Origin of the sequence: Alloalcanivorax sp. C16-2 (assembly GCF_046507615.1) — a bacterium.
GTDB lineage: Bacteria > Pseudomonadota > Gammaproteobacteria > Pseudomonadales > Alcanivoracaceae > Alloalcanivorax > Alloalcanivorax marinus_A.
Genome location: NZ_JBKFTL010000009.1, coordinates 1 through 21,074 on the forward strand (window position 1 = coordinate 1; position 21,074 = coordinate 21,074).

At 66.8% G+C, this 21,074-nt stretch carries 19 protein-coding genes and 1 other RNA gene; 10 read left to right on the plus strand and 10 right to left on the minus strand.

The genetic code is table 11. The features are described 5' to 3' along the window. Nucleotides 1-101: 101 nt before the first annotated feature. Nucleotides 102-1,184: a substrate-binding domain-containing protein gene (locus ACLD02_RS19235; protein WP_410299424.1), complete on the minus strand. Its 1,083-nt coding sequence runs from the start codon at nucleotides 1,182-1,184 to the stop codon at nucleotides 102-104. Between the two features lie 88 nt (nucleotides 1,185-1,272). On the opposite strand from ACLD02_RS19235, the gene ACLD02_RS19240 reads away from it, so the two are divergent. From ACLD02_RS19240 to ACLD02_RS19255, 4 genes are read left to right on the plus strand one after another with little or no spacing between them, the layout of a single operon-like run. After that, nucleotides 1,273-1,827 (plus strand): formate dehydrogenase subunit gamma, encoded by a 555-nt coding sequence (locus ACLD02_RS19240; protein ID WP_203105574.1) that lies wholly within the window; start codon nucleotides 1,273-1,275, stop codon nucleotides 1,825-1,827. Then, nucleotides 1,824-3,380, plus strand: a complete 1,557-nt coding sequence (locus ACLD02_RS19245) for a formate dehydrogenase beta subunit (RefSeq protein ID WP_203105573.1) — start codon at nucleotides 1,824-1,826, stop codon at nucleotides 3,378-3,380. Before ACLD02_RS19240 ends, ACLD02_RS19245 begins: the two co-directional genes overlap by 4 nt. After that, on the plus strand, nucleotides 3,374-6,277 hold the full coding sequence (gene fdhF, locus ACLD02_RS19250; protein ID WP_410299425.1) for a formate dehydrogenase subunit alpha: 2,904 nt from the start codon (nucleotides 3,374-3,376) through the stop codon (nucleotides 6,275-6,277). Before ACLD02_RS19245 ends, fdhF begins: the two co-directional genes overlap by 7 nt. A 24-nt stretch (nucleotides 6,278-6,301) precedes the next feature. Then, a complete protein-coding gene (locus ACLD02_RS19255; protein WP_410299426.1) occupies nucleotides 6,302-6,535 on the plus strand; it encodes a formate dehydrogenase subunit delta in 234 nt (77 codons plus the stop codon). A 192-nt stretch (nucleotides 6,536-6,727) separates the two neighbouring features. Here ACLD02_RS19255 and ACLD02_RS19260 read toward each other — a convergent pair whose 3' ends face one another. The 4 genes from ACLD02_RS19260 to ACLD02_RS19275 are packed head-to-tail and all read right to left on the minus strand — an operon-like array spanning nucleotide 6,728 to nucleotide 11,084. Further along, complete coding sequence (locus ACLD02_RS19260; RefSeq protein ID WP_410299427.1) at nucleotides 6,728-7,984, minus strand: UbiH/UbiF/VisC/COQ6 family ubiquinone biosynthesis hydroxylase; 1,257 nt, start codon at nucleotides 7,982-7,984, stop codon at nucleotides 6,728-6,730. An 11-nt stretch (nucleotides 7,985-7,995) separates the two neighbouring features. After that, nucleotides 7,996-9,162: an FAD-dependent monooxygenase gene (locus ACLD02_RS19265; RefSeq protein ID WP_410299428.1), complete on the minus strand. Its 1,167-nt coding sequence runs from the start codon at nucleotides 9,160-9,162 to the stop codon at nucleotides 7,996-7,998. After that, nucleotides 9,159-10,481 (minus strand): Xaa-Pro aminopeptidase, encoded by a 1,323-nt coding sequence (pepP, locus tag ACLD02_RS19270; protein WP_203105568.1) that lies wholly within the window; start codon nucleotides 10,479-10,481, stop codon nucleotides 9,159-9,161. Before pepP ends, ACLD02_RS19265 begins: the two co-directional genes overlap by 4 nt. A gap of 12 nt (nucleotides 10,482-10,493) precedes the next feature. After that, nucleotides 10,494-11,084 (minus strand): UPF0149 family protein, encoded by a 591-nt coding sequence (locus ACLD02_RS19275; RefSeq protein ID WP_203105567.1) that lies wholly within the window; start codon nucleotides 11,082-11,084, stop codon nucleotides 10,494-10,496. Nucleotides 11,085-11,251: 167 nt separating this feature from the next. On the opposite strand from ACLD02_RS19275, the gene ACLD02_RS19280 reads away from it, so the two are divergent. From ACLD02_RS19280 to ACLD02_RS19295, 4 genes are all read left to right on the plus strand, one after another. After that, nucleotides 11,252-11,467 (plus strand): TIGR02449 family protein, encoded by a 216-nt coding sequence (locus tag ACLD02_RS19280; RefSeq protein ID WP_161382493.1) that lies wholly within the window; start codon nucleotides 11,252-11,254, stop codon nucleotides 11,465-11,467. After that, nucleotides 11,464-11,787 (plus strand): cell division protein ZapA, encoded by a 324-nt coding sequence (locus ACLD02_RS19285; RefSeq protein WP_203105566.1) that lies wholly within the window; start codon nucleotides 11,464-11,466, stop codon nucleotides 11,785-11,787. The genes ACLD02_RS19280 and ACLD02_RS19285 overlap by 4 nt, the downstream gene beginning before the upstream one ends. Before the next feature lie 35 nt (nucleotides 11,788-11,822). Next, a non-coding RNA gene (gene ssrS, locus ACLD02_RS19290) (6S RNA) lies at nucleotides 11,823-12,008 on the plus strand. 83 nt (nucleotides 12,009-12,091) lie between these two features. Beyond that, nucleotides 12,092-12,664 carry a 5-formyltetrahydrofolate cyclo-ligase gene (locus ACLD02_RS19295; RefSeq protein WP_203105565.1) on the plus strand — a complete coding sequence of 191 codons (573 nt, stop codon included), beginning with the start codon at nucleotides 12,092-12,094 and terminating at the stop codon, nucleotides 12,662-12,664. Between the two features lie 5 nt (nucleotides 12,665-12,669). Here ACLD02_RS19295 and ACLD02_RS19300 read toward each other — a convergent pair whose 3' ends face one another. Both ACLD02_RS19300 and ilvA read right to left on the minus strand, forming a co-directional pair. Next, a complete protein-coding gene (locus ACLD02_RS19300; protein ID WP_194864132.1) occupies nucleotides 12,670-12,816 on the minus strand; it encodes a hypothetical protein in 147 nt (48 codons plus the stop codon). 369 nt (nucleotides 12,817-13,185) lie between these two features. Beyond that, nucleotides 13,186-14,703: a threonine ammonia-lyase, biosynthetic gene (gene ilvA / locus ACLD02_RS19305; protein WP_203105680.1), complete on the minus strand. Its 1,518-nt coding sequence runs from the start codon at nucleotides 14,701-14,703 to the stop codon at nucleotides 13,186-13,188. A 121-nt stretch (nucleotides 14,704-14,824) separates the two neighbouring features. On the opposite strand from ilvA, the gene rpiA reads away from it, so the two are divergent. Both rpiA and ACLD02_RS19315 read left to right on the plus strand, forming a co-directional pair. Then, complete coding sequence (gene rpiA / locus ACLD02_RS19310) at nucleotides 14,825-15,478, plus strand: ribose-5-phosphate isomerase RpiA (RefSeq protein ID WP_203105564.1); 654 nt, start codon at nucleotides 14,825-14,827, stop codon at nucleotides 15,476-15,478. Nucleotides 15,479-15,695: 217 nt separating this feature from the next. Then, complete coding sequence (locus ACLD02_RS19315) at nucleotides 15,696-18,995, plus strand: Ig-like domain-containing protein (RefSeq protein WP_410299429.1); 3,300 nt, start codon at nucleotides 15,696-15,698, stop codon at nucleotides 18,993-18,995. A 61-nt stretch (nucleotides 18,996-19,056) separates the two neighbouring features. On the opposite strand, the gene ACLD02_RS19320 is transcribed toward ACLD02_RS19315, so the two are convergent. From ACLD02_RS19320 to ACLD02_RS19330, 3 genes are all read right to left on the minus strand, one after another. Beyond that, a complete protein-coding gene (locus ACLD02_RS19320; protein ID WP_203105562.1) occupies nucleotides 19,057-19,452 on the minus strand; it encodes a hypothetical protein in 396 nt (131 codons plus the stop codon). Between the two features lie 109 nt (nucleotides 19,453-19,561). After that, complete coding sequence (locus ACLD02_RS19325) at nucleotides 19,562-19,855, minus strand: hypothetical protein (RefSeq protein ID WP_410299430.1); 294 nt, start codon at nucleotides 19,853-19,855, stop codon at nucleotides 19,562-19,564. 62 nt (nucleotides 19,856-19,917) lie between these two features. Continuing rightward, a complete protein-coding gene (locus tag ACLD02_RS19330; RefSeq protein ID WP_203105560.1) occupies nucleotides 19,918-20,871 on the minus strand; it encodes an alpha/beta hydrolase in 954 nt (317 codons plus the stop codon). Nucleotides 20,872-21,074: the final 203 nt, after the last annotated feature.

The following is a 21,074-nucleotide window of genomic DNA, read 5'->3' on the forward strand; positions in this document are numbered from 1 at the left end:
AGCGACTCGGGTTGCCACCGGGCTGACAGGGGATGGTAGCTAATCATCTCCCTGCGGAGAGACACAAGGAGCGACTTTAGTCGCGATCCGGCCGGGCCGGGCTATTCGGCCCGGTCGCTGGCGAGCAGCTCCTCGAAGGTACAGATCTCCCCGCAGCGGTCCGGCGCGTAGCCGGGCAGCCGGTCGATCTCGGCGAGGAAGTCCGGCGAGCGCATCAGCGCCAATAGCTGGCGCATGTTGTGGTTCTCCAGGCGGTCCCGGTGGCACACCAGCAGGTAATGCTCGGTGGCCAGGTTGACGAAACCCAGGCCGAACTGGCGCGCCGCCGCTTCCACGCCGAAGCCGGCATCGGCCATGCCGGCGGCCACGTAGGCGGCCACCGCGGTGTGGGTGAACTCCTCCTGGTCGGTGTCGTGGATCGCCGCCGGGTCCACGCCCTGCTCTTCCAGCATCAGGTTGAACAGGGTGCGGGTGCCGGAGTGCCGGTCCCGGTTGATGAACCGCACCGAAGGATCGGCCAGGTCCGCCAGCCCCTCGAAGCGACGTTCGCTATCCGCGCGCACCATCAGGCCCTGCTCCCGGGTCACGAAACGGATCACCCGCAGGTTGTCCAGATCGAGCTGGTCCTGATACAGGGCCATGATGCGCTCCGCCCGCCTCGGGCTGGCCGGGAAGTGGAAGCTGGCCAGGTCGGATTCGCCCCGCGCCAGGATGTCCAGGGCGTGGGCCGGGTTGGTGTACTGCAGATCCAGTTCCACCCGGTCGGAAAACTCCGGCAGCAGCGCCACCGCGTAGCCATGGCTGGCGTGCAGGCGCAGCACCGGATGCTCGCCGGCCAACAATTGTTGTAACTGGGTGTTGAGTTCCGAGGCCAGGCTGTCGAGCTGGGGCCCCAGCCGCGCCTTCACCCGCTGCTCGGACCACAGCAGTTTTTCGCCCAGGGCGGACAACCGGGTGCCCTGCCCTTTACGCATCTCCACCAGGGGCAGGCCGAAGAAGTCGGCGGCCCGATTGAGCAGGTTCCAGGCGTGGCGGTAGGAAATGCCCGCCGCCTTGGCGGCCTGGGTAAGCTTGCCGGATTCATGGACGCCGTTGAGCAGGCGGAAAATAACCGGCTCGAACAGCTCGCCCTGGTCGGTGCGAAACACCCAGGCCGGGGTGATGTGGAGCTTCTTTTTAGGCATTGTCGTTCATATTTATTGGGGTTATCGGGAGTGTTAATTTCAAGGGTCACGCTGTGAGAGCGACAAAAATTTAGGATCGGTTATTCATATGTATAAGCACAATAACCCGTCCGCGGAAGGGCTGTCCACGCCACCGCCGGATGACCAGCCACAGAGCCAGCCGGAGCAAATCCAGCAAGCCGTGGACTCCCTCAAGGACCAGCCCGGCGCCATGCTGCCCATTCTGCACGCGATCCAGGATCGCCTCGGCTACATTCCCGATGCCGCCGTGCCCATCATCGCCGAAGGCCTGCGCCGCACCCGCGCCGAGGTGCACGGCATCATCAGTTTCTACCACCACTTCCGCACCCACCCCGCCGGTCGCCGCGTGATCCAGGTGTGCCGCGCGGAAGCCTGCCAGGCGGTGGGCGCCCGCGCTCTGGAAGCCCACGCCAAGACCAGCCTGGGGGTGGACTACCACCAGACCAGCGCGGACAACGAATTCACCCTGGAGCCGGTGTACTGCCTGGGCAACTGCGCCTGCGGCCCGTCCATCCGGGTGGGCGACGATGTGCACGGCCGGGTGACCCCGGCGCGCTTCGACGCCCTGGTGGAGGAACTCACCACCAGCGTGGTAAGCCTGCGGGGAGGGATGAAGCCATGACCGTCACCGTCTACGTACCCCGTGACACCACCGCTTTGTCCCTGGGCGCCGACCCGGTGGCGGCGCGCATCGAGCAAGCCGCCACCGAGCGCGGCGTGGAACTGAAGCTGGTGCGCAACGGCTCCCGGGGCCTGTTCTGGCTGGAGCCGCTGGTGGAAGTGGCCACGCCGGCAGGCCGCGTGGCCTACGGCCCGGTGACGCCCGAGGACGTGCCGGCGCTGGTGGAAGCGGGCCTGTTCGAAGGCGGCCAGGAGCATGAACTCGCCCTGGGCCTCACCGAGGACATCCCCTACCTGAAGAATCAGCAGCGCCTGACCTTCTCGCGCATCGGCATCACCGATCCGCTGTCCCTGGACGACTACACCGGCCTGCGCGGTTTCGAGGGCTTGAAGAAAGCGCTCACTCTCGACGGCCAGGGCATCATCGACGAGGTCAAAGCCTCCGGCCTGCGCGGCCGGGGCGGCGCCGCCTTCCCCACCGCCATCAAATGGCAGACGGTGCACGACGAACCGCCGGGCCAGAAGTACATCGTCTGCAACGCGGACGAAGGCGACTCCGGCACCTTCGCCGACCGGCTGGTGATGGAGTGCGACCCGTACATGCTGATCGAGGGCATGACCATCGCCGGCCTGGCGGTGGGCGCCACCCAGGGCTACATCTACCTGCGCTCGGAGTACCCGCTGGCACAGAAAATCTTCAATGAAGCCCTGCGGCGCGCCTACGCGGCGGGCTATCTGGGCGAGAACATTCTCGGCAGCGGCCGGCACTTCGATCTGGAAGTGCGGCTGGGCGCCGGCGCCTACATCTGCGGCGAGGAAACTTCCCTGCTGGACAGCCTGGAAGGCAAACGGGGCATGGTGCGCGCCAAGCCGCCGCTGCCCGCCATCCAGGGCCTGTTCGGTCGGCCCACGGTGGTCAACAACGTGCTGTCCCTGGCGGCGGTGCCGTTCATCCTCGACCAGGGCGGCCAGACCTACGCCGACTACGGCCAGGGCCGCTCCCTGGGCACCCTGGCCCTGCAACTGGCCGGCAACGTGAAGCGCGGCGGCCTGGTGGAGCTGGCCTTCGGCACCACCCTGCGCACCCTGATGGAGACGTTCGGCGGCGGCACGCTCAGCGGTCGACCGCTGAAGGCGGTGCAGGTGGGCGGCCCGCTGGGCGCCTACCTGCCGGAGAGCCAGTGGGACAGCCCCATTGATTACGAAGCCTTCGCCGCCTTCGGCGGGGTGGTGGGCCACGGTGGCGTGGTGATGTTCGACGACAGCGTGGACATGGGCGAGCAGGCCCGCTTCGCCATGGAATTCTGCACCGTGGAGTCCTGCGGCAAGTGCACGCCCTGCCGGATCGGCTCGGTGCGCGGCGTGGAGGTGATCGACCGCCTGCGCGCCGGTGAGGACCGCGATGCCAACCTCGAACTGCTTTCCGAGCTCTGCGAAACCATGGTGGACGGTTCCCTGTGCGCCATGGGCGGCATGACGCCGTTCCCGGTGCAGAGCGTACTCAAACATTTCCCGGACGACCTGACCCGCTCCCGTGGAGGTGCGCCATGTTGAATTATTACGATCCCAGCCAGCATCGCCCCGATCCCAACCAGGATCTGGGCACGCCAGCCCGGCTGTCCGAACAGCAGGTGGCCCTGACCATCGACGGCCTGGAGATCAGCGTGCCGGAAGGCACCTCGGTGATGCGCGCCGCCGCCCTGGCCGGCATCACCATTCCCAAGCTGTGCGCCACCGATAACCTGGAGGCGTTCGGCTCCTGCCGGCTGTGCGCGGTGCGGATCGAGGGCCGGCGCGGTTACCCGGCCTCCTGCACCACGCCGGTGGCGGAAGGCATGGACGTGACCACCCAGAACGGCAAGCTGGCCAAGCTGCGCCGCAACATCATGGAGCTGTACATCTCCGACCACCCGCTGGATTGCCTGACCTGCCCGGCCAACGGTGACTGCGAGCTGCAGGACATGGCCGGCGCGGTGGGCCTGCGCGAGGTGCGCTACGGTTTCGACGGCGCCAACCATCTGGACGCCCCCACCGACGACTCCAACCCCTATTTCAGCTTCGACGCCAGCAAGTGCATCGTCTGCTCGCGCTGCGTGCGCGCCTGCGAGGAAGTGCAGGGCACCTTCGCCCTGACCATCGACGGCCGCGGCTTCGACTCCAAGGTGGCCGCCGGGCAGGACGAGGACTTCATGGACTCGGAGTGCGTGTCCTGCGGCGCCTGCGTGCAGGCCTGCCCCACTTCCACGCTGATGGAAAAGAGCGTGATCGACCAGGGCGTGCCGGAGCACAGCGTGGTCACCACCTGCGCCTACTGCGGCGTGGGCTGCTCGTTCAAGGCGGAGATGAAAGGCGACCAGCTGGTGCGCATGGTGCCCTACAAGGGCGGCGACGCGAACCACGGCCACTCCTGCGTGAAAGGCCGCTTCGCCTTCGGCTACGCCACCCACAAGGACCGCATCAAGACGCCGATGATCCGCGACTCCATCAACGAGCCGTGGCGGGAAGTATCCTGGGAAGAGGCGATTCAATTCTCCGCCCGGCGCCTCAAGGAGATCCAGGCGAAGTACGGTCGCGAAAGCATCGGTGGCATCACCTCCTCGCGCTGCACCAACGAGGAAACCTACCTGGTGCAGAAGCTGATTCGCGCCGCCTTCGGCAACAACAACACCGACACCTGCGCGCGGGTGTGCCATTCGCCCACCGGCTTCGGCCTGAAAACCACCCTGGGCGAATCCGCCGGCACCCAGACCTTCGATTCGGTGATGAAGGCGGACACCATTCTGGTGATCGGCGCCAACCCCACCGACGCGCACCCGGTGTTCGGCTCGCAAATGCGCCGCCGGCTGCGCCAGGGCGCCACCCTGATCGTCGCCGACCCGCGCCGCATCGACCTGCTGAAAACGCCCCACGGCGGGCGCATGCTGCACCTGCCGCTGCGCCCGGGTACCAACGTGGCGCTGATCAATTCCCTGGCCCACGTGGTGGTGTCCGAGGGCCTGGAAGACAAAGCCTTTATCGAGGCGCGCTGCGAGTCCGGTGCCTACCAGGCGTGGCGCGACTTCATTCTGGAAGAGCGCAATTCGCCGGAAGCCCTGGAAGCGGTCACCGGCGTGGCCGCCGAAAAAGTCCGCGAGGCGGCCCGCGCCTACGCCGAGGTGCACAACGGCGCCATCTACTACGGCCTGGGTGTCACCGAGCACAGCCAGGGTTCCACCATGGTGATGGGCATCGCCAACCTGGCCATGGCCACCGGCAACATCGGCCGCGAAGGCGTGGGCGTGAACCCGCTGCGCGGCCAGAACAACGTGCAGGGCTCCTGCGACATGGGCTCCTTCCCCCACGAACTGCCGGGCTACCAGCACGTGGCCGACCCGGCGGTGCGCGACCGCTTCGAGGCGGTGTGGAAGGTGAAGATCGACGACGAGCCGGGCCTGCGCATTCCCAACATGTTCGACTCGGCCATCGCCGGTACCTTCAAGGCGCTGTACGTGCAGGGCGAGGACATCGCCCAGTCCGACCCCAACACCCAGCATGTGCAGGCGGCGCTGACCAGCCTGGACTGCCTGATCGTGCAGGACATCTTCCTCAACGAAACCGCCAAGTACGCCCACGTGCTGCTGCCGGGCTCCACCTTCCTGGAGAAGAACGGCACCTTCACCAACGCGGAACGGCGCATCAACCGGGTACGCAAGGTGATGCCGCCGGTGGCCGGCAAGGAAGACTGGGAAGTGACCCAGGAGCTGGCCAACGCCCTGGGCTACCCGATGAATTATTCGCACCCGTCCGAGATCATGGACGAGATCGCCCTGCTCACGCCCACCTTCACCGGCGTCAGCTATGCCCGGCTGGAGGAACAGGGCAGCATCCAGTGGCCCTGCAATGACGAGCACCCGGACGGCACGCCGACCATGCACGAGGTGGACTTCCCGATCGGCAAGGGCCACTTCGCGGTCACCGAGTACGTGCCCACCGAGGAACGCACCACCCGGCGCTTCCCACTGCTGCTCACCACCGGCCGTATTCTCAGCCAGTACAACGTGGGCGCGCAGACCCGGCGCACCGCCAACAGCCAGTGGCACGACGAGGACGTGCTGGAGATCCATCCCAGCGACGCCGAGCTGCGCGGCATCCGCGACGGCGACTGGCTGGGCGTGTCCAGCCGCGTGGGCCACACGGTGCTGCGCTGCCGCATCAGCGACCGCATGCAGCCCGGCGTGGTCTACACCACCTTCCACCATCCCGGCAGCGGCGCCAACGTGATCACCACGGACAGCTCCGACTGGGCCACCAACTGCCCCGAGTACAAGGTCACGGCGGTGCAGGTGGAGAAGGTGTCGCAGCCGTCCCAGTGGCAGCAAAACTTCCAGGACTTCGACCGCCGTCAGAAGGACTACCTGGAAAACGCCGGGGCCGACGCCACCGTCGACGAACCGGCGCCGATGGGCAAGTGAGGGCGCGGCCATGAGGGAGCAAGCATGAGCGGACAGGGTCTCGAGCAACTGGTGAAAATGGTCAACCAGATCAGCGCCAACATGCACGGCGCCACCGACCAGCAGGCCGCCGACAAGGTGGCCACGCACCTGCAGAAGTTCTGGGCGCGGGCCATGAAGGAGCAGATCATCGCCTACGCCGACGACGGCGGCGAGGACCTGACGCCGATTTCGCGCCAGGCGGTGGAGAAGCTAAGGGAAGTGCGCGCGGCGGGGTGAGGTTGGGCGCTTACACGCAACACGCTTGCACGCAACACGCTAAACCCGGCGCGGAAAGGCATGGCGTGTTTTCTGCCGGGCAGGAAACACCCCGACGCGCCCAGCCAAAGGGTTTAGCGTGCAAGCGTGTTGCGTATTGCGTGTTGCGTGTTGCGTGTAAGCGTGTTGCGCGCAAGCGCGCTGTGCCGCCTGTCAGCGCGTCCCTGCCGCCGTCGCGGTGCGGGGCAGGTCGCCGGCGCGGCCCAGGGCCCGGTGCATGAAGGCATGCCGGGCCGGGGCCAGCCGGTTGACCAGGTTCAAACCGCTGTTGCGCAGCCAGCGCACCGGCAATTCCTGGCGCTCAAACAGCAGCTTGAAGCCGCGCATGGCGTTCTGCATCACCAGATTGTCGGCGCGGCGGCGGCGCTGGTAACGGGCCAGCACCGCCGGCTCGGTGACCGGCAGGCCGGCCTGCCGGGCCCGACCCAGTTCCTCCGCCAGCACCGCCGCGTCCAGAAAGCCCAGGTTGATGCCCTGCCCGGCCAGCGGGTGAATCACGTGGGCGGCGTCGCCGATCAGCGCCAGGCCCGGGCCCACGTAGGCGCTGGCGTGGCGTTCCTGGATCGGGAACACGGCCCGGCGGCCGCGCACCCGGGCCTGGCCCAGGGCGGCGCCGGTGGCCCGGGTGAGGGCGGCGCCGAAGGCGTCGTCGTCCAGGGCCATCAGTTCCTCCACCCGCTCCGGCCAGGCGGACCAGACGATGGAACACTGCTGGCCCGGGCCGCCTTCCTGTGCGCTGAACAGGGGCAGCAGGGCCAGCGGCCCGGAGTCCATGAACACCTGGCGGGCGCAGCCGCCATGGGGCAATTCCGTATCGATGGTGGCCACCAGGGCATGGTGGCCGGTGTTCCGGGGGCCGCCGGGGATGCCGGCGAGCTCGCGAACCCGGGAGCGGGCGCCGTCGGCCCCGATCAGCAGGTCGGCGGTGAAGGTGTCTCCGCCGGCCTCCACCCGCCAGCGACCGCCTTCCCGGCGGATCGCCGTGGCCGCCTTGCCGCATTGCCAGTCCAGGTTGTCGCGCTCGCCGGCGGCGGCGTACAGGGCGGCGGTAAGATGATCGTTCTCCAGCAACCAGCCCAGATACTCGGCGCCGGCGTCGCGAGCGTCGAACGCCACCTCGCCGGTGCCGTCCTGGTCCCATACGCGCATGGCGGTATAGCCCTGCACCCGCTCCGGACGCAGCCGCTCCCAGGCGCCGGCGTGGCGCAGGAGCCAGTGACTGGCCTCGCTGAGGGTGGAAACCCGCGCCGCCGGCTCGCCCTCCGGCCAGGCCGGCGCCGGAGCGCCATCCAGCACGCGCACCGTGAAGCCCTGCTCCGCCAGGCTCTTATCCGTCAACAGCAGGGCCTGCAGCCCGCCGGCCATGCCGCCGCCGATGATCAGGATGTCGGTGTGGGAGGATTCCTTCATGGTGTTTTCTCTCATAGCCCCATGGCGCGGCGGGCGAAGTTTTTGCGGGCGCCGGGCAGCAGGTCCAGGGCCAGCAGGCCGAGCTGGCGGGTGTGGGCGAACAGCGGATTGCGCACCCGGAACAGTTCCGGCACCCAGCGCGAGGCACGGGCGATGTCGGCCTGGTCCCGGCGCCGGTCGGCGGCCCATTGCTCCAGCAGGGCCAGGCGCCCGGGGTTCGGCCGGCCGCCAACCCGCTCGGCGAGCAGGGCCAGATCCCGGAATGTCAGGTTGAAGCCCTGGCCGGCCACCGGGTGCAGGGTGTGGGCGGCGTTGCCCACCACCGCCGCGAAGGGCACCGCCTGGGCGCAGGCCTCGGTGAGAATCAGCGGGTAGCGTTGGCGCTCGCCGGCCCGGGCCAGCCGGGGCATGGCGGCGCCCACCCGTTGGCGCAGGGCGGCCAGGAAGGCGTCGTCGTCCAGGGCCATCCAGCCATCCACCTGCTCCCGGGGCCCGGTCCAGACCAGCGCCATGCGGTCGTCCGGCAGGGGCAGCAGGGCCAGCGGGCCGTCGTCGAGAAAGCGCTCGAAGGCCACGCCATGGTGCGGCTCCGCCAAACCGATGTTGGCGATCAGGGCGTCCTGGCCCAGGTCCTGGTGGCGGGCGCTGATGCCCAGCCACTCCCGGGTTCGGGAGCGGGCACCGTCGGCAGCGACCAGCAGCGGCGTCAGCCGCTCCTCGCCGTCCAGGGTGACCCGGTAACCGTCACTCTCCCGGGCGATGGCGGTGACCGACGCCGGAGCACACAACTCGATGGCCGGGTCCGCTTCCACGGCGCGCAGCAGCACATGCCCGAACCAGCGGTTCTCGACCACGGCACCGAGGCGCGGCAAGGCGTGCTCGGCGGCGTTGAGCCGGGTGATGCCGAGCCGCTCGCGGCGCGACACGTGCACGGTGTCGATGCCGGCGGCGCGCTCCAGCACCGCGTCCAGCAGCCCCAGGCGTTCCAGGATCGTCAGGCTGCCGGCGGACAAGGCGGTGCTGCGGGCGTCGAAGCTGGGCGTGTCCGGCGGCTCGCCGGCGCGGATTTCATGGCTCTCCACCAGGGTCACCGCCGGCGCGCCATGGTGGCGCAACAGCAACGCCAGCGCCGCGCCGGCCATGCCGCCGCCAACGATCAGCGGCGCCGCCCCTTTCATGCCCGCGCCTCGCGCATCAGGGCTTCGATGTCGTCGATGTCCTTGGGCACGTCAGCGGTGAGCACCTCGCAGCCGTTCTCGGTGACCAGCACGTCGTCCTCGATGCGGATGCCGATGCCGCGCCAGCGTTCGTCCACCGTTTCGTCGTCCGGGGCGATGTAAAGGCCCGGCTCCACGGTGAGGGTCATGCCCGGTTCCAGTTGGCGCCATTCACCACCGACCCGGTAATCGCCCACGTCATGTACATCCAGCCCCAGCCAGTGGCCGGTGCGGTGCATGTAGAAACGCTGGTAGGCCATTTCCTCGATCAGGTCGTCCACCTTGCCACTGAGCAAGCCCAGTTCCACCAGCCCCTCGGTAAGGATGCGCACCACGATTTCATGGGGCACGTTCCAGTGGTTGTCCGGGTGGGTCGCCTCGATGGCGGCGTACTGGGAGCGCAGCACCAGTTCGTAAAGAGCGCGTTGCTCGGCGCTGAAGGTGCCGTTCACCGGGAAGGTACGGGTGATGTCCGAGGCGTAGTTTTCCAATTCGCAGCCGGCGTCGATCAGCACCAGGTCGCCGTCCTTCAGTTCGGCGTTGTTCTCGATGTAGTGCAGCACGCAGCCGTTGGCGCCACCGCCGACGATGCTCGGATAGGCCGGGCTGCGGGCGCCATGGATCATGAACTCGTGCAGGTACTCCGCTTCCAGCTGGTACTCGTACATGCCCGGGCGCACCGCCTTCATGGCGCGCACATGGGCGCCGGCGGAAATGCGACCGGCACGGCGCATCAGGTCCGCCTCCGCCTTGCTCTTGAACAGGCGCAGGTCGTGCAGCAGGTGGGACAGGGCGACGAACTCGCCGGGGGGCTGGGCGCCGGTACGCACCCGCTCGCGGATGGCGTTGACCCAGCCCATCAGGCGGCGGTCGAAGTCGGCGTCGCGACCCAGGTCGTAGTAGACCCGGTTCCGGCCTTCCACCAGGCCCGGCAGGATGTCGTCGATGTCGTTGATGGGGAAGGCGTCGTCGGCGCCGTAGTCGGCCACCGCCCCTTCCGGACCGGCCCGGTAGCCGTTCCAGATTTCCCGGGCGCGGTCGCGCTCGCGGCAAAACAGCACGTACTCACCGTGCTCGCGACCGGGCAGCAGCACCATCACCGCCTCCGGCTCGGGGAAGCCACTCAGGTACCAGAAGTCACTGTCCTGGCGGTAGGGGTGTTCCACGTCCCGGTTGCGGGTGCGTTCCGGCGCGGCGGCGAGAATGGCGATGCTGTTGGGCTCCATCTGCGCCATCAGCTCCGCCCGGCGTTGCTGGAATTCCTCGAGACCAATACTCATGGGGGCTCCGGCTTAGTGCCGCGTGGGCGGGTTGGTGTTGGTGTCGCCGCCGGTGTCGTGGGCGGCGGGCTTCATGACCAGGTCGGTGTAGATCATCATCGCCGCCATGCGGCAGTGCTCGGTGACCTGCTCAAGCATGCGCTGCTCTTCCTCGCCGTCTTCCTCCGGCGTGCTCACCTGGCTGATCGCGGACAGGTCGGAGAGGGCCTCCTGGACGCCGGGGGAAAGCTGGCTGTCGTTGATGCCGGCGGCGCCGGTGCCAAACCCCACCAGGAAGCCCTCGGCCCACTGGCCCAGGGCGGCCACGCGCAGACCCAGGTCGTCTTCATCGTCGGGCAGCAGCAGATCCAGCTCCAGGCCGGTGTCGGCGTAGCCTTCGCTGGCGGCGTCGCGGCAACGTATCAAGTCGCCGGCGAGATCCGGCGACAGACCCTGGGGTTGTTCCGCGTGAGCGGCCAGGGTGCCGAGCAGAGCGGCGTCGTTCAGGCCCTGGCCGGTGGCCAGCAGTCCGCAAACAACGCCGTGCAGTTCACTGGGGGAGACCGCCACGCCAGCGTCGGAGGCGGCGCGGACGAGGTGATCAAAATCGGGCAGATCGGGCATGGGAATGTTCAGCCACTCTTTACGGAAACGGCGCTAAGTGTCTCTTGCGCCTTGGAATTTCGTTGACCCTTACCAGGGCCCCACCTATAGTACAAAAAGCCGTCAATGGCGGCGAAATCAGGCCCGGATCGGGGGCTTAACCTTAGGCGAACAGCGACCAATTTGCCATGACGACGGACCAACAACTCCGGCAACTGGAAGCCCGCGTGGACGAGTTGCTGCGGATTTCCGCGCACCTGCGCCAGGAAAACCGCCTGCTGCGTGAACGCGAGACCCGTCTGCTCGACGAACGCACCCAGTTGATCAAGAAAAACGACCTGGCGAAAAGCCGCGTGGAGGCCATCATAACCCGTCTTCGTTCCCTGGAGCAGGAGGACTCATGAGCAGCGACAGCTCCCTGGTCATCCACCTGCTCGACAAGGAATACCGGGTCGCCTGCCCGCCCGGCGCCCAGGACAACCTGCTGCGCGCCGCCCGCTACCTGGACGATCAGATGCGCGAGGTCCGTCAGGCCAATGTGATCGGCCTGGAGCGCATCGCCATCATGGCCGCGCTCAACATGAGCCATGAGCTGCTGGAAGCCCGCGAACGGCTGGATAACGACCCGGACAGCGACGCCCGGGTGGAAGCCCTGCTCAACCGTCTGGAAAACGAGATCCGCGCCTTCGAGGAAGGCCATTCGCAAGCGCCTGTCAAGCCCTGACCCGCCACGCCCGCCCTGTTATACTCGCTCCCAAGTGTTCCCTGGACCGTGCGCCAGACGGGTTATGTCCCTGAGCCGATGCTTTACCCCAAGGGGATCAAATTGGCGTGCCTGTGTGCATGTCCGCCCGCGAGCGGAAAGCCTGAGGGCATTAGCCTGAGGTCTCCGCCTTGAACCTTTCGGTTCAAGGGCCACACCCGCAGCGGCGGTTCGGGGAGCACGCTTTATTCAAGCTGCACGCTGCACGCTGCACGCTGCACGCTGCACGCTGCACGCTGCACGCTGCACGGATTGTCCTTCCTTGATGAGCGATTCCAACCCTTCAAGAGCCTCTCTGCGACGTGAACTGCGCGCGCGACGCCGGGCGCTGAGCGCCGGCCAGCGACGCCAGGCGCAGCGGCGCTTCGCGCGCAATCTGTCCCGGGCCCTGGGCCCGAGGCGGTTCACCGAGGTGGCGTTGTATCTGGCCGGGGACGGCGAGCTGGACCCGTTACCGGGGCTGGCGGCGGAGCGATTCGAAAGGGCCCGGCTGTACCTGCCGGCGCTGGACCGGGTGCATCGGGGACACATGCAGTTCCGGCTGTGGCGGGTGGAGCGGCGGCTGCGCGCCAACCGCTTCGGCATCGGCGAGCCGCGCCGACGGGAGCGGGCCCGGGCGGCCTGGGCGCTGGATATGATGCTGGTGCCACTGGTGGGCTTCGATGATCGCGGCCACCGCCTGGGCATGGGCGGCGGCTTCTATGACCGCGCGCTGGCCGATCTGGCGCGCCGACCCCGGCGCCCCCTGCTGGTGGGCGTGGCGTTCCGGTTCCAGCGTCTCGACCACCTGGCGAATGCCGCCTGGGACCAAGCGCTGGACCGTGTGATTACGGACTGAGCGGGTTACCGGCTGACGCTGACCTTGACGCCCGCCGAGTTGGCGAACCGTTCCAGATCGGTATCATTGCCGCCATGGGTCAGCGTGCTGACCAGAACCCCGATAGCGAATACAAAAGCAAGAACGACGAGGGCGTCGGGCTTTTTCTTCATTGTGCTGCAAATCCCCAAAATTCAAGGCCGGGCACCATAGGGGCCCCTTGGCTCGGTACGACGAAAACAACGGAATTCCGCTTTATGGGACCCGGTCGGGCCGGGTCGGCGCGGAATTTCCCGCATCCCCTGTGTCCATATCGGACGAAAGACTCACGATGGTACGGCATTTTTTTCGTAACAGAATGAGAACGGTGTCAAAATTCAACAGCAACCCTCAATAAAGTCAAGCAGTTAGAGGGCAATGCTCACGCTTCTTAACAAAACCCCCGGCCAACTCACAAAGATCACGGGTTTTTCACGGCAATTTCGTGCTTACCCGCGCCGAGCCGCCGGCGGTTCTGAAGGGTCGGACAGAACCGCCCGACCTTAGTTCAAAAACAGCCGATAGGCCGGGTTGTCGCTTTCCTCGACCATCGGGTACGGCACCTTCTTGAGGTCCTTGCGCAGGTTGCCCCGCTCCCCGAACGGAACCTGGAACCCCACCAGCACCCGACCGTAAGCGGCACCGTGGTTGCGATAGTGAAACAGGCTGATATTCCACTTCTGCCCCAGCGACAGCAGGAACTTCAGCAGGGCGCCCGGGCGCTCTGGAAACTCCACCCGGAACAGCATCTCGTCCAGGTCCTGCCGCGAAGTGTGGCCGCCCACCATATGGCGGATGTGCAGCTTGGCCATCTCGTTGCCGGTCATGTCCACCACCGGATAGCCGGCCTCGCGCAGCTCCTCCAACAGGGGAGCAAGGTCCGTGCCACCCGGACGGATCTGAATACCGACGAAGATATTGGCCTCATGCTCGCCGGCATAGCGGTAGTTGAACTCGGTGATGCCACGGCGGCCCACCACCTGCAGGAAATTGCGGTAGGCGCCCGGTTTCTCGGGGATCGTCACCGCCAGGATCGCCTCGCGCTGCTCGCCCACCTCCGAACGCTCGGAGATGTGGCGCAGGCGGTCGAAGTTCACATTGGCACCGCTCTGGATCGCCACCAGCGTCTGGTTTTCCGCGCCATGCTTGTGCACCCAGTTCTTCAGGCCGGCCAGGGCCAGGGCACCGGCGGGCTCGCACACCGCCCGGGTATCCTCGAAGGAATCCTTGATCGCGGCGCAGATCTCATCGGTGGTGGCGGTGATCACCTCGTCCACGGTGTCCTTCAGCACCCGGTAGGTTTCCTTGCCGATCTGCTTGACCGCCACGCCGTCGGCGAACAGACCCACCTCCGACAAGGTGACCCGGCGCTTGCGCTCCAGGGCGGCCTTCAGACAGGCGGCGTCTTCCGGTTCCACGGCGATGATCTTCACATCCGGTCGTACGTACTTCACGTAGGCGGCCACGCCGGCGGCCAGGCCGCCGCCGCCCACCGGAATGAAGATGGCATCCAGGTCGCGGCTTTGCTGGCGCAGGATCTCCATGCCCACCGTGCCCTGGCCGGCGATCACGTCCGGATCATCGTAGGGGTGCACGAAGGTCAGGCCTTCCTTCTCTTCCAGCTTCGTGGCGTGGGCCAGGGCTTCGTCGAAGCCGTCGCCGTGGAGCACCACCTTGCCACCGCGCTGACGCACGGATTTGACCTTGATCTCCGGCGTGGTGCGCGGCATCACGATCACCGCGCGCACGCCCATGGCGCTGGCGGCCAGGGCCAGGCCCTGGGCGTGATTGCCGGCGGACGCGCAGATCACGCCACGTTCGCGCTGGGCGTCGGTGAGCGCCGCCAGCTTGTTGTAGGCGCCGCGCAGCTTGAACGAGAACACCGGCTGCAGATCCTCCCGCTTGAGCAACACCCGGTTGCCAATGCGCTTGGAAATCAGCGGCGCGGCATGGATCGGGGTTTCATGGGCCACGTCGTAGACGCGGGATTGGAGAATCCGTTTCACGTATTGATCAAGCATCGCAGGCATGGAAAGTCCGGAAGGGTAAAAGCGCTAGTTTACGGGCCCAAGGGCGGGAGCGTCCATTGGAGCGGCGGCTCCCGGGCCGTATAATCCCGCCGTCGCAACGAGGATGGATCGCATGGATCAGGACGCGCTCAAAAAACAGGTGGCCGAAGCGGCACTGCGCTACGTGCCGGAGGGTGAGGTAGTGGGCGTGGGCACCGGCTCCACCGCCAACCACTTCATCGACGGTCTGGCGGCCATGAAGGACCGTATCGTCGGTGCCGTGGCCAGCTCCGAGGCCACCGCCGAGCGTCTGCGCGGCCACGGCATCGCGGTGCTGGAGCTCAACGACGTGGGCACCCTGCCGGTGTACGTGGATGGCGCGGACGAGGTCAACGCCCATCGCGAAATGATCAAGGGCGGCGGCGGCGCGCTCACCCGGGAGAAAATCGTCGCCGCGGCGGCACGGGAATTCGTGTGCATCGTCGACGGCTCCAAGAAGGTGGAGCGCCTGGGCCGCTTCCCGCTGCCGGTGGAGGTGATCCCCATGGCGCGCTCCTACGTGGCGCGCAAGCTGGTGGCCCTGGGCGGGCGCCCGGAATACCGGGACGGCTTTATCACCGACAACGGCAATCTGATCCTCGATGTGCACAACCTGGACATCCTCAACCCCATCGAGCTGGAAACCACTCTCAACAATATTACCGGCGTGGTCACCAACGGCCTGTTCGCCCGCCGCCCGGCGGACGTGGTGCTGGTGGGCGAGGGCGGCGGCGTATCGGTTTATTGAGCCACCCGGCCTTGACCCTCGCGCACCCTCCCGGTGGACCGCGGGTTACCCGGCCGGCCCACCCTTAACCGCGCCGTTACGTTCCGCAACCCAAGACTACGTTCGGCAAATTTCCCGCTGCTCAGCGAACGCTTTCCAACCTTTTTCATACGGCAGGGCACCCCGTTTTTGCTTTATGAATTGCATATGAAGCAATAACTCCAATAAGAGGTGTTCCATGCGTCCTTATCTCGTGACAGCAACACTGAGCGTCACCCTGGCGCTGACGGGCTGCGGCGGCAGCGGCGGCGGCGGTGGTGGTGGCGCGGTACCACGCGCCCCGGAAAGCAGCAGCGACGCGCTGTTCTTCTCCTATCCGGCGGACGGCCAGACCGACATCGCGCCGAACGCGCCGGTGGTGTTCAGCTTCGCCAACCCGGTGGCGGTGACGCCGGCCAACTTCCAGTTCCTGGACGACGACGGCAACGCGGTGGACTTCCAGCTGCGCTCCGTGGATAACGGCCGTGGCGTGGTGCTCGCGCCCACCTCGGCACTGGCGCCGATCACCGATTACACCGTGGAGCTCCGGGACATCGTCATCGATGATCAGGACGTGGTGCCACCCGGCGGCACCCTGGACTTCACCACCCGGGCCGCCGTGCAGGGCCCGGTGCGTCAGCAGCAGGAAAGCGCGGCGTTCGAGATCGCCTCCGTGTTTCCGGACGACCAGCAGTTCCAGACCATGGACTTCTCCGCTTTCCGGCTACGCACCAGTCACCCGCTGGATCAGAGCAGCGCCGTCTATGGCGACACCATCCGGCTGACCCGTGGCGGCGAGCTGGTGCCGGCGGTGCTGGTCGCCCAGGGCAACGCCATCACCGTGGACCCGCTGCAGGACATGACGCCCGGCGACACCTACACACTGATCGTGGATGGGCTGAAAAGCCGCTTCGACGAGACCATCGACCGCTTCGAGCGGGAGGTGACGCCCCGTGATACCACGTCGCCGCTCGGCGAGCGGTCGCTGCTGGTCACCGAGGTGCCGGCGGCGGACCCGGACAAGAGCTGTCTGGATCAGGATGTGCTCACCTCGCCGTTGACCGGCACCCCGATCAACTGCGTGCCGGTGAAGGGCACCATCCTGGCGGACCAGACCGCCTCCAAGCAGACCGGCAATGTGTTCGGTGAACTGGCCTTCCAACCGAACTTCCCGCTGGTGACGCCGCTGCGCGTGGCGCGGGGTTCACGGCTGATCGGCGATGCCCTGGAGGTGATCATCGGTGGCGAAGTGCCGGTGGGCTTCAACTCCGGCGACGTGACCGTGGAGATGATCACCGACGCCACCGGCTATCTCTACCCCAACCCGCTGTCTCGGCGGGACGACGCCAGCCGCTACCTGCGCCTGTTCATGGATCTGGCCACCACCACCGCCGACGCCCGTGCCAATGGCGCCTTCACCCAGAACCTGATGCACCTGGAGCTGATCGGCCGTGCCCGAGTGATCGACGGCCGGCTCACCGTGGACGCCCTCACCGTGGTGGAACCGAGAGTGCTGGGCGTGGAGACCAGCTACGGCCTGCTCAGCTTCCGCATGGCGTCCTACCTGGACCAGACCTCCGCGCCGGCGCCGATCGAGGACACCACCGGCCCGCAATTGCAGGCGGTGACCCAGGACGGCCAGCTGCGCCTGTCCTGGCAGCCTGGCCTGGTGGCCGACCGCATGGTGCCCGGCGAACCGGTGGTGCTGCAATTCGACGAAACCCTGGACCCGCTCAGCATCGTGCCCGGCGACACCCTGCGCCTGACCAAGGGCGGCGCCAGCGAGCCATTTTCCTGGTACCTGAACGGCAACGCCCTGGTGATCACCCCGGAGGACCCGGTCAACTTCGGCGTGCAGTACGCAGTGACCGCCACCAGCGGCATCACCGACCTGTCCGGCAATCCCCTGCAGCCCATCAACCGCATCGAGGGCGGCGATACCCTGACCTTCTCACTGCCGGAATACGTGGAGAGCGCGGGCGGCGACAGCGTGCTGCGCGGCCCCTTCGCCATGGTGGTGTACCCGGGCTTCCCCTGCGCCAGCTCCGACGACATCGACCTGAACGCTTTCAACGGCCAGGGCAGCCAGGGTGTGTGCCTGTCCTCCAGCTCCGACAGTGAGCAGGTAGTGCTGGACACGCTGCCCATCGATGCCCTGCCCCGCAACCGGCCGATCCGGGTGCGTTTCTCCCAGAACATGGACCCGGCCAGCCTGACCCTGGGCCAGACCTGCGGCGACGGCAGCGTGCGCGTGGAGCGCATCGACCAGAACGGTACCTGCCTGGAGCCGGTGCCCGGCGTGCTGCAACGGGAAACCCGGGCGCTCACCTTCCTGCCCAGGGACCCGTGGGAAGTGGGCGGCCTGTACCGCTACACCCTGGGTTCCCAGGAAAGCGGTTGCGGCGCCGGCGCCATCTGCTCGGAGGCGGGCCTGCCGCTGCAAACCGCTCCGCTGCTGGGCGGCGACCGGGAAACCGGCGGCCCGGACATGGACATCGTGTTCCGTGGCGCGCCGGCCAACCTGGATGTGTTCCAGGAGCTCAACAACCTGCCCAGCGTGGACGTGAACAGCAACTTCGCGGTGGATGACGGCGAATCGCCGATCACCGACAACAGCGTGCCGACGCCCTCCAACGCCACCCGCATCCGTCCGGACGTGGACGGCCCCAACGGCTCCGGCGAGGGCCTGGTGGTGGCCGCCAATACCGGCTGTGGTTTCGGCGGCGCACCGCCTTACGAGGACGGCGAGCAGACCGATTGCGATGCCCAGCGGTTGCTGTACATCGCCGGCGCGCTGAACACCGATATTCTCGGCTATGATCCGGACCCGGACCTGCCCGAGGAAATCACCCGGGGCCAGGGCGGCGTGGCGGTGCGCATCTATCCGACCACGGTGGCGCTCACGAACCTGGACGCCACCGCCGTGATCGGCCTGGACCTGGACACCACCGACGGCGGCACCACCCTGGAAACCGTGCCGCTGGTGGGCGGCCTGCTCAACGGTCTGGTCACCACCCTGGGCGACGTGCTGGATATTCTCGGCCTTGAGGAACCGGTGCTCGGCCAGGTGGGCAACCTGGGCCTGGTGCCCATCGACACCGCCACCGGCCCGAACATCATGCGGGTGCGCTACGAGCCCGATGAGAACGGCAATCGGACCAAGGCGCCGGTGGGTTATATCCTGCCCGGCGACAACCCGACCGCCGGCGATCCGCCGCGCTTCGTGATCCGCTTCGACCTGTTGTTCGACGCGCCGGCCCTGTCTCTGCCGCTGGGCCTGGATCACAACGTGAAGAGCCTGCCGATCGACGACATCACCCTGGAAGGCACCCTGGACTTCCTGCCCGATGGCCGTCTGTTCATCGCCCTGGAAAACCAGGAGCCCAAGCAGGTGAGCCTGGAGATCAAACTCTCCGAGCTGGAAGGCGGCAAGGTGAACCTGAACATTCCGGTAGGAGGCATCAACCTGAGTTATCAGAGCGTGTCGATCCAGGAATAACCTTCCAGCAACGAAAAAGGGGCCCCTCGGGGCCCCTTTTCTGTTACCGCTGACCGGCGAATCAGTCTTTATCCTCGCCCATGGCCTTGCGGTATTCCTCCTTGATGTTATCGCTGGAGTCGATCTTCTCGCGCTGTTCCAGATAATCCTTGGATTTACGTTCAGCGCCGTCCATCTTCTTCTCCGCGGCTTCACGCTTGGCTTCCATGGCCTTGCGATATTCCTCGCTGATGTTGCCTTCGGAGTCGAGCTTCTTGCGGCCCTCGGAGTAATCCGGGCCGGTGCCGGTGTCGGACATGCCCTTTTCCTTGGCCTCGCGCTGAGCCTCCATGGCCTTCTGGTACTCTTCCTTGATGTTTTCCTGGCGATCAACATTGGTCTGCTGTGCCAGGGCGGCGGGTGCCATCAGAGCACCGGAAACGCCCAGCAAAGCGGAAATCAGTACGGTTTTTTTCATGGTTCTCTCCTTCGTTATTTTTCGATCCCTATCGATCGGGGTCCAAACGATCCCCCACCAGTATAGTGACCGGGTGGTGACAATGCACCGCCCAAAATAGCGGCCCGGCTTAGCGATCGGCGCCCGCGCCGAAGCCGTCGAAGGCACGCTGTGAGCGCTCTCTGACCCGGTCATTGCGATCGCGCGCGTCGCTGTCCAGGCGATCCATGCGCTCGCGCATGATACGACGGTGCTCGCCGGCCTGGTCCCGGCCACGCTGGCGCAGGGTCTCGGTGGCGTCACGGTTTGTTTCCAGGCGGGGCGGGCGGTTGTCCGGCGGTATCTCGTCATCGACCGCCCGGGCCGGCGGGCCGGCCAGCGCGGTGGCGACGAGCAGGGTGGTGAACAGTGCTTTGATCCTCATGGCCCGGCTCCCGGACATTTCGGTCAGTGTGGTCGCCGTGAAGTCACGACGACGCGAAGGGTTCATGCCAGATAACGGTCGATCAGGGCGAAGATGCGCTGGCGGTAGTCACCGTGCTCATTGGCCAGATGATGGCGCGCGCCGGCCAGCATGTGAATCTCCGGATCCTCGAATTTATTGCGAATCACCTGCAGATTGTGGCGCCAGTCCACGGTTTCGTCCTGGTCGCCCTGGATCACCACCGGCGAGATCTTGACCCGGTCCGCGGCTTCGAAGCCGGGAATCCAGCGTTTCAGGGCGGTCACCCAGCGAGCCGGCAGGCGGCGTTCCTGGAGCGGGTCCTTATTCTCCAGGAAATCGAGGAAGTCCGGATCGCCGGAATTGACCGTGAACACCCGTTTGATGGAGCGGGCGAACGGCCGCACCAGGGTGTGCAGCCAGCGCGCCACGCCCCATTTGAAAGGCCGCACCAGCGGCGCCAGCAGGATGATCTGCTCAAAGGGGCTGCTGTCGGCGTCGAAGCCATGGTGCAGCAGGTAGTCCATGACGATGGCGCCGCCCGTGCTCTGGCCAATCACGTGCCAGGGACGCGGCAGATGGTTTTCGGCCAGGGACAGGCATTGTTCCAGTACTTCCCGGTAAATGCGGAAATCGTCGATGGCGGCCCGGGGGCCGGAGCTCAGGCCGTGGCCGGGCAAATCGTAGGCGAGCACCGCGTAGCCGAGCTGCAGCACATGGCCGATGACATGCCGGTACAACCCGACGTGATCAAAGTAGCCGTGGCAGATCAGCACCGTGCCGCGCGGAGCGACGGGCCGCCAGGCGTGCACGCTGATGGTGTGGCCGGCGGCTTCGAAATAGCCGAAGCCGTGCTCCAGCTCCGGCAGGCGGGCGTCGAAATCGATGCCGTAATAGTGCGCGTAGCGCTGGCTGGTCTCGTCCAGCGGGTCGAAGGCTTCCCAGTTGAGGGGCTTCCAGTGCTGCAGGATTTCTTCGCGGCTGAACGGTAACGACATGGTAGCGGCGGCGTTCTCGATAACGGGATTCGATGATAGGCGCCCGGTGGCGGTAAAAAAAGGTCCATCGGGTTCGGGGTAACGGCGGACGAAGGATCCTCCATCCGGGCCGCGTCTCGGCGTGGTCCCCCTTCCGGGAACGCCGTGAACCCCCGCAAGCGGGTCCGGCCACCCATCACAGATGGGCGGCGTTCGGCGGCGCG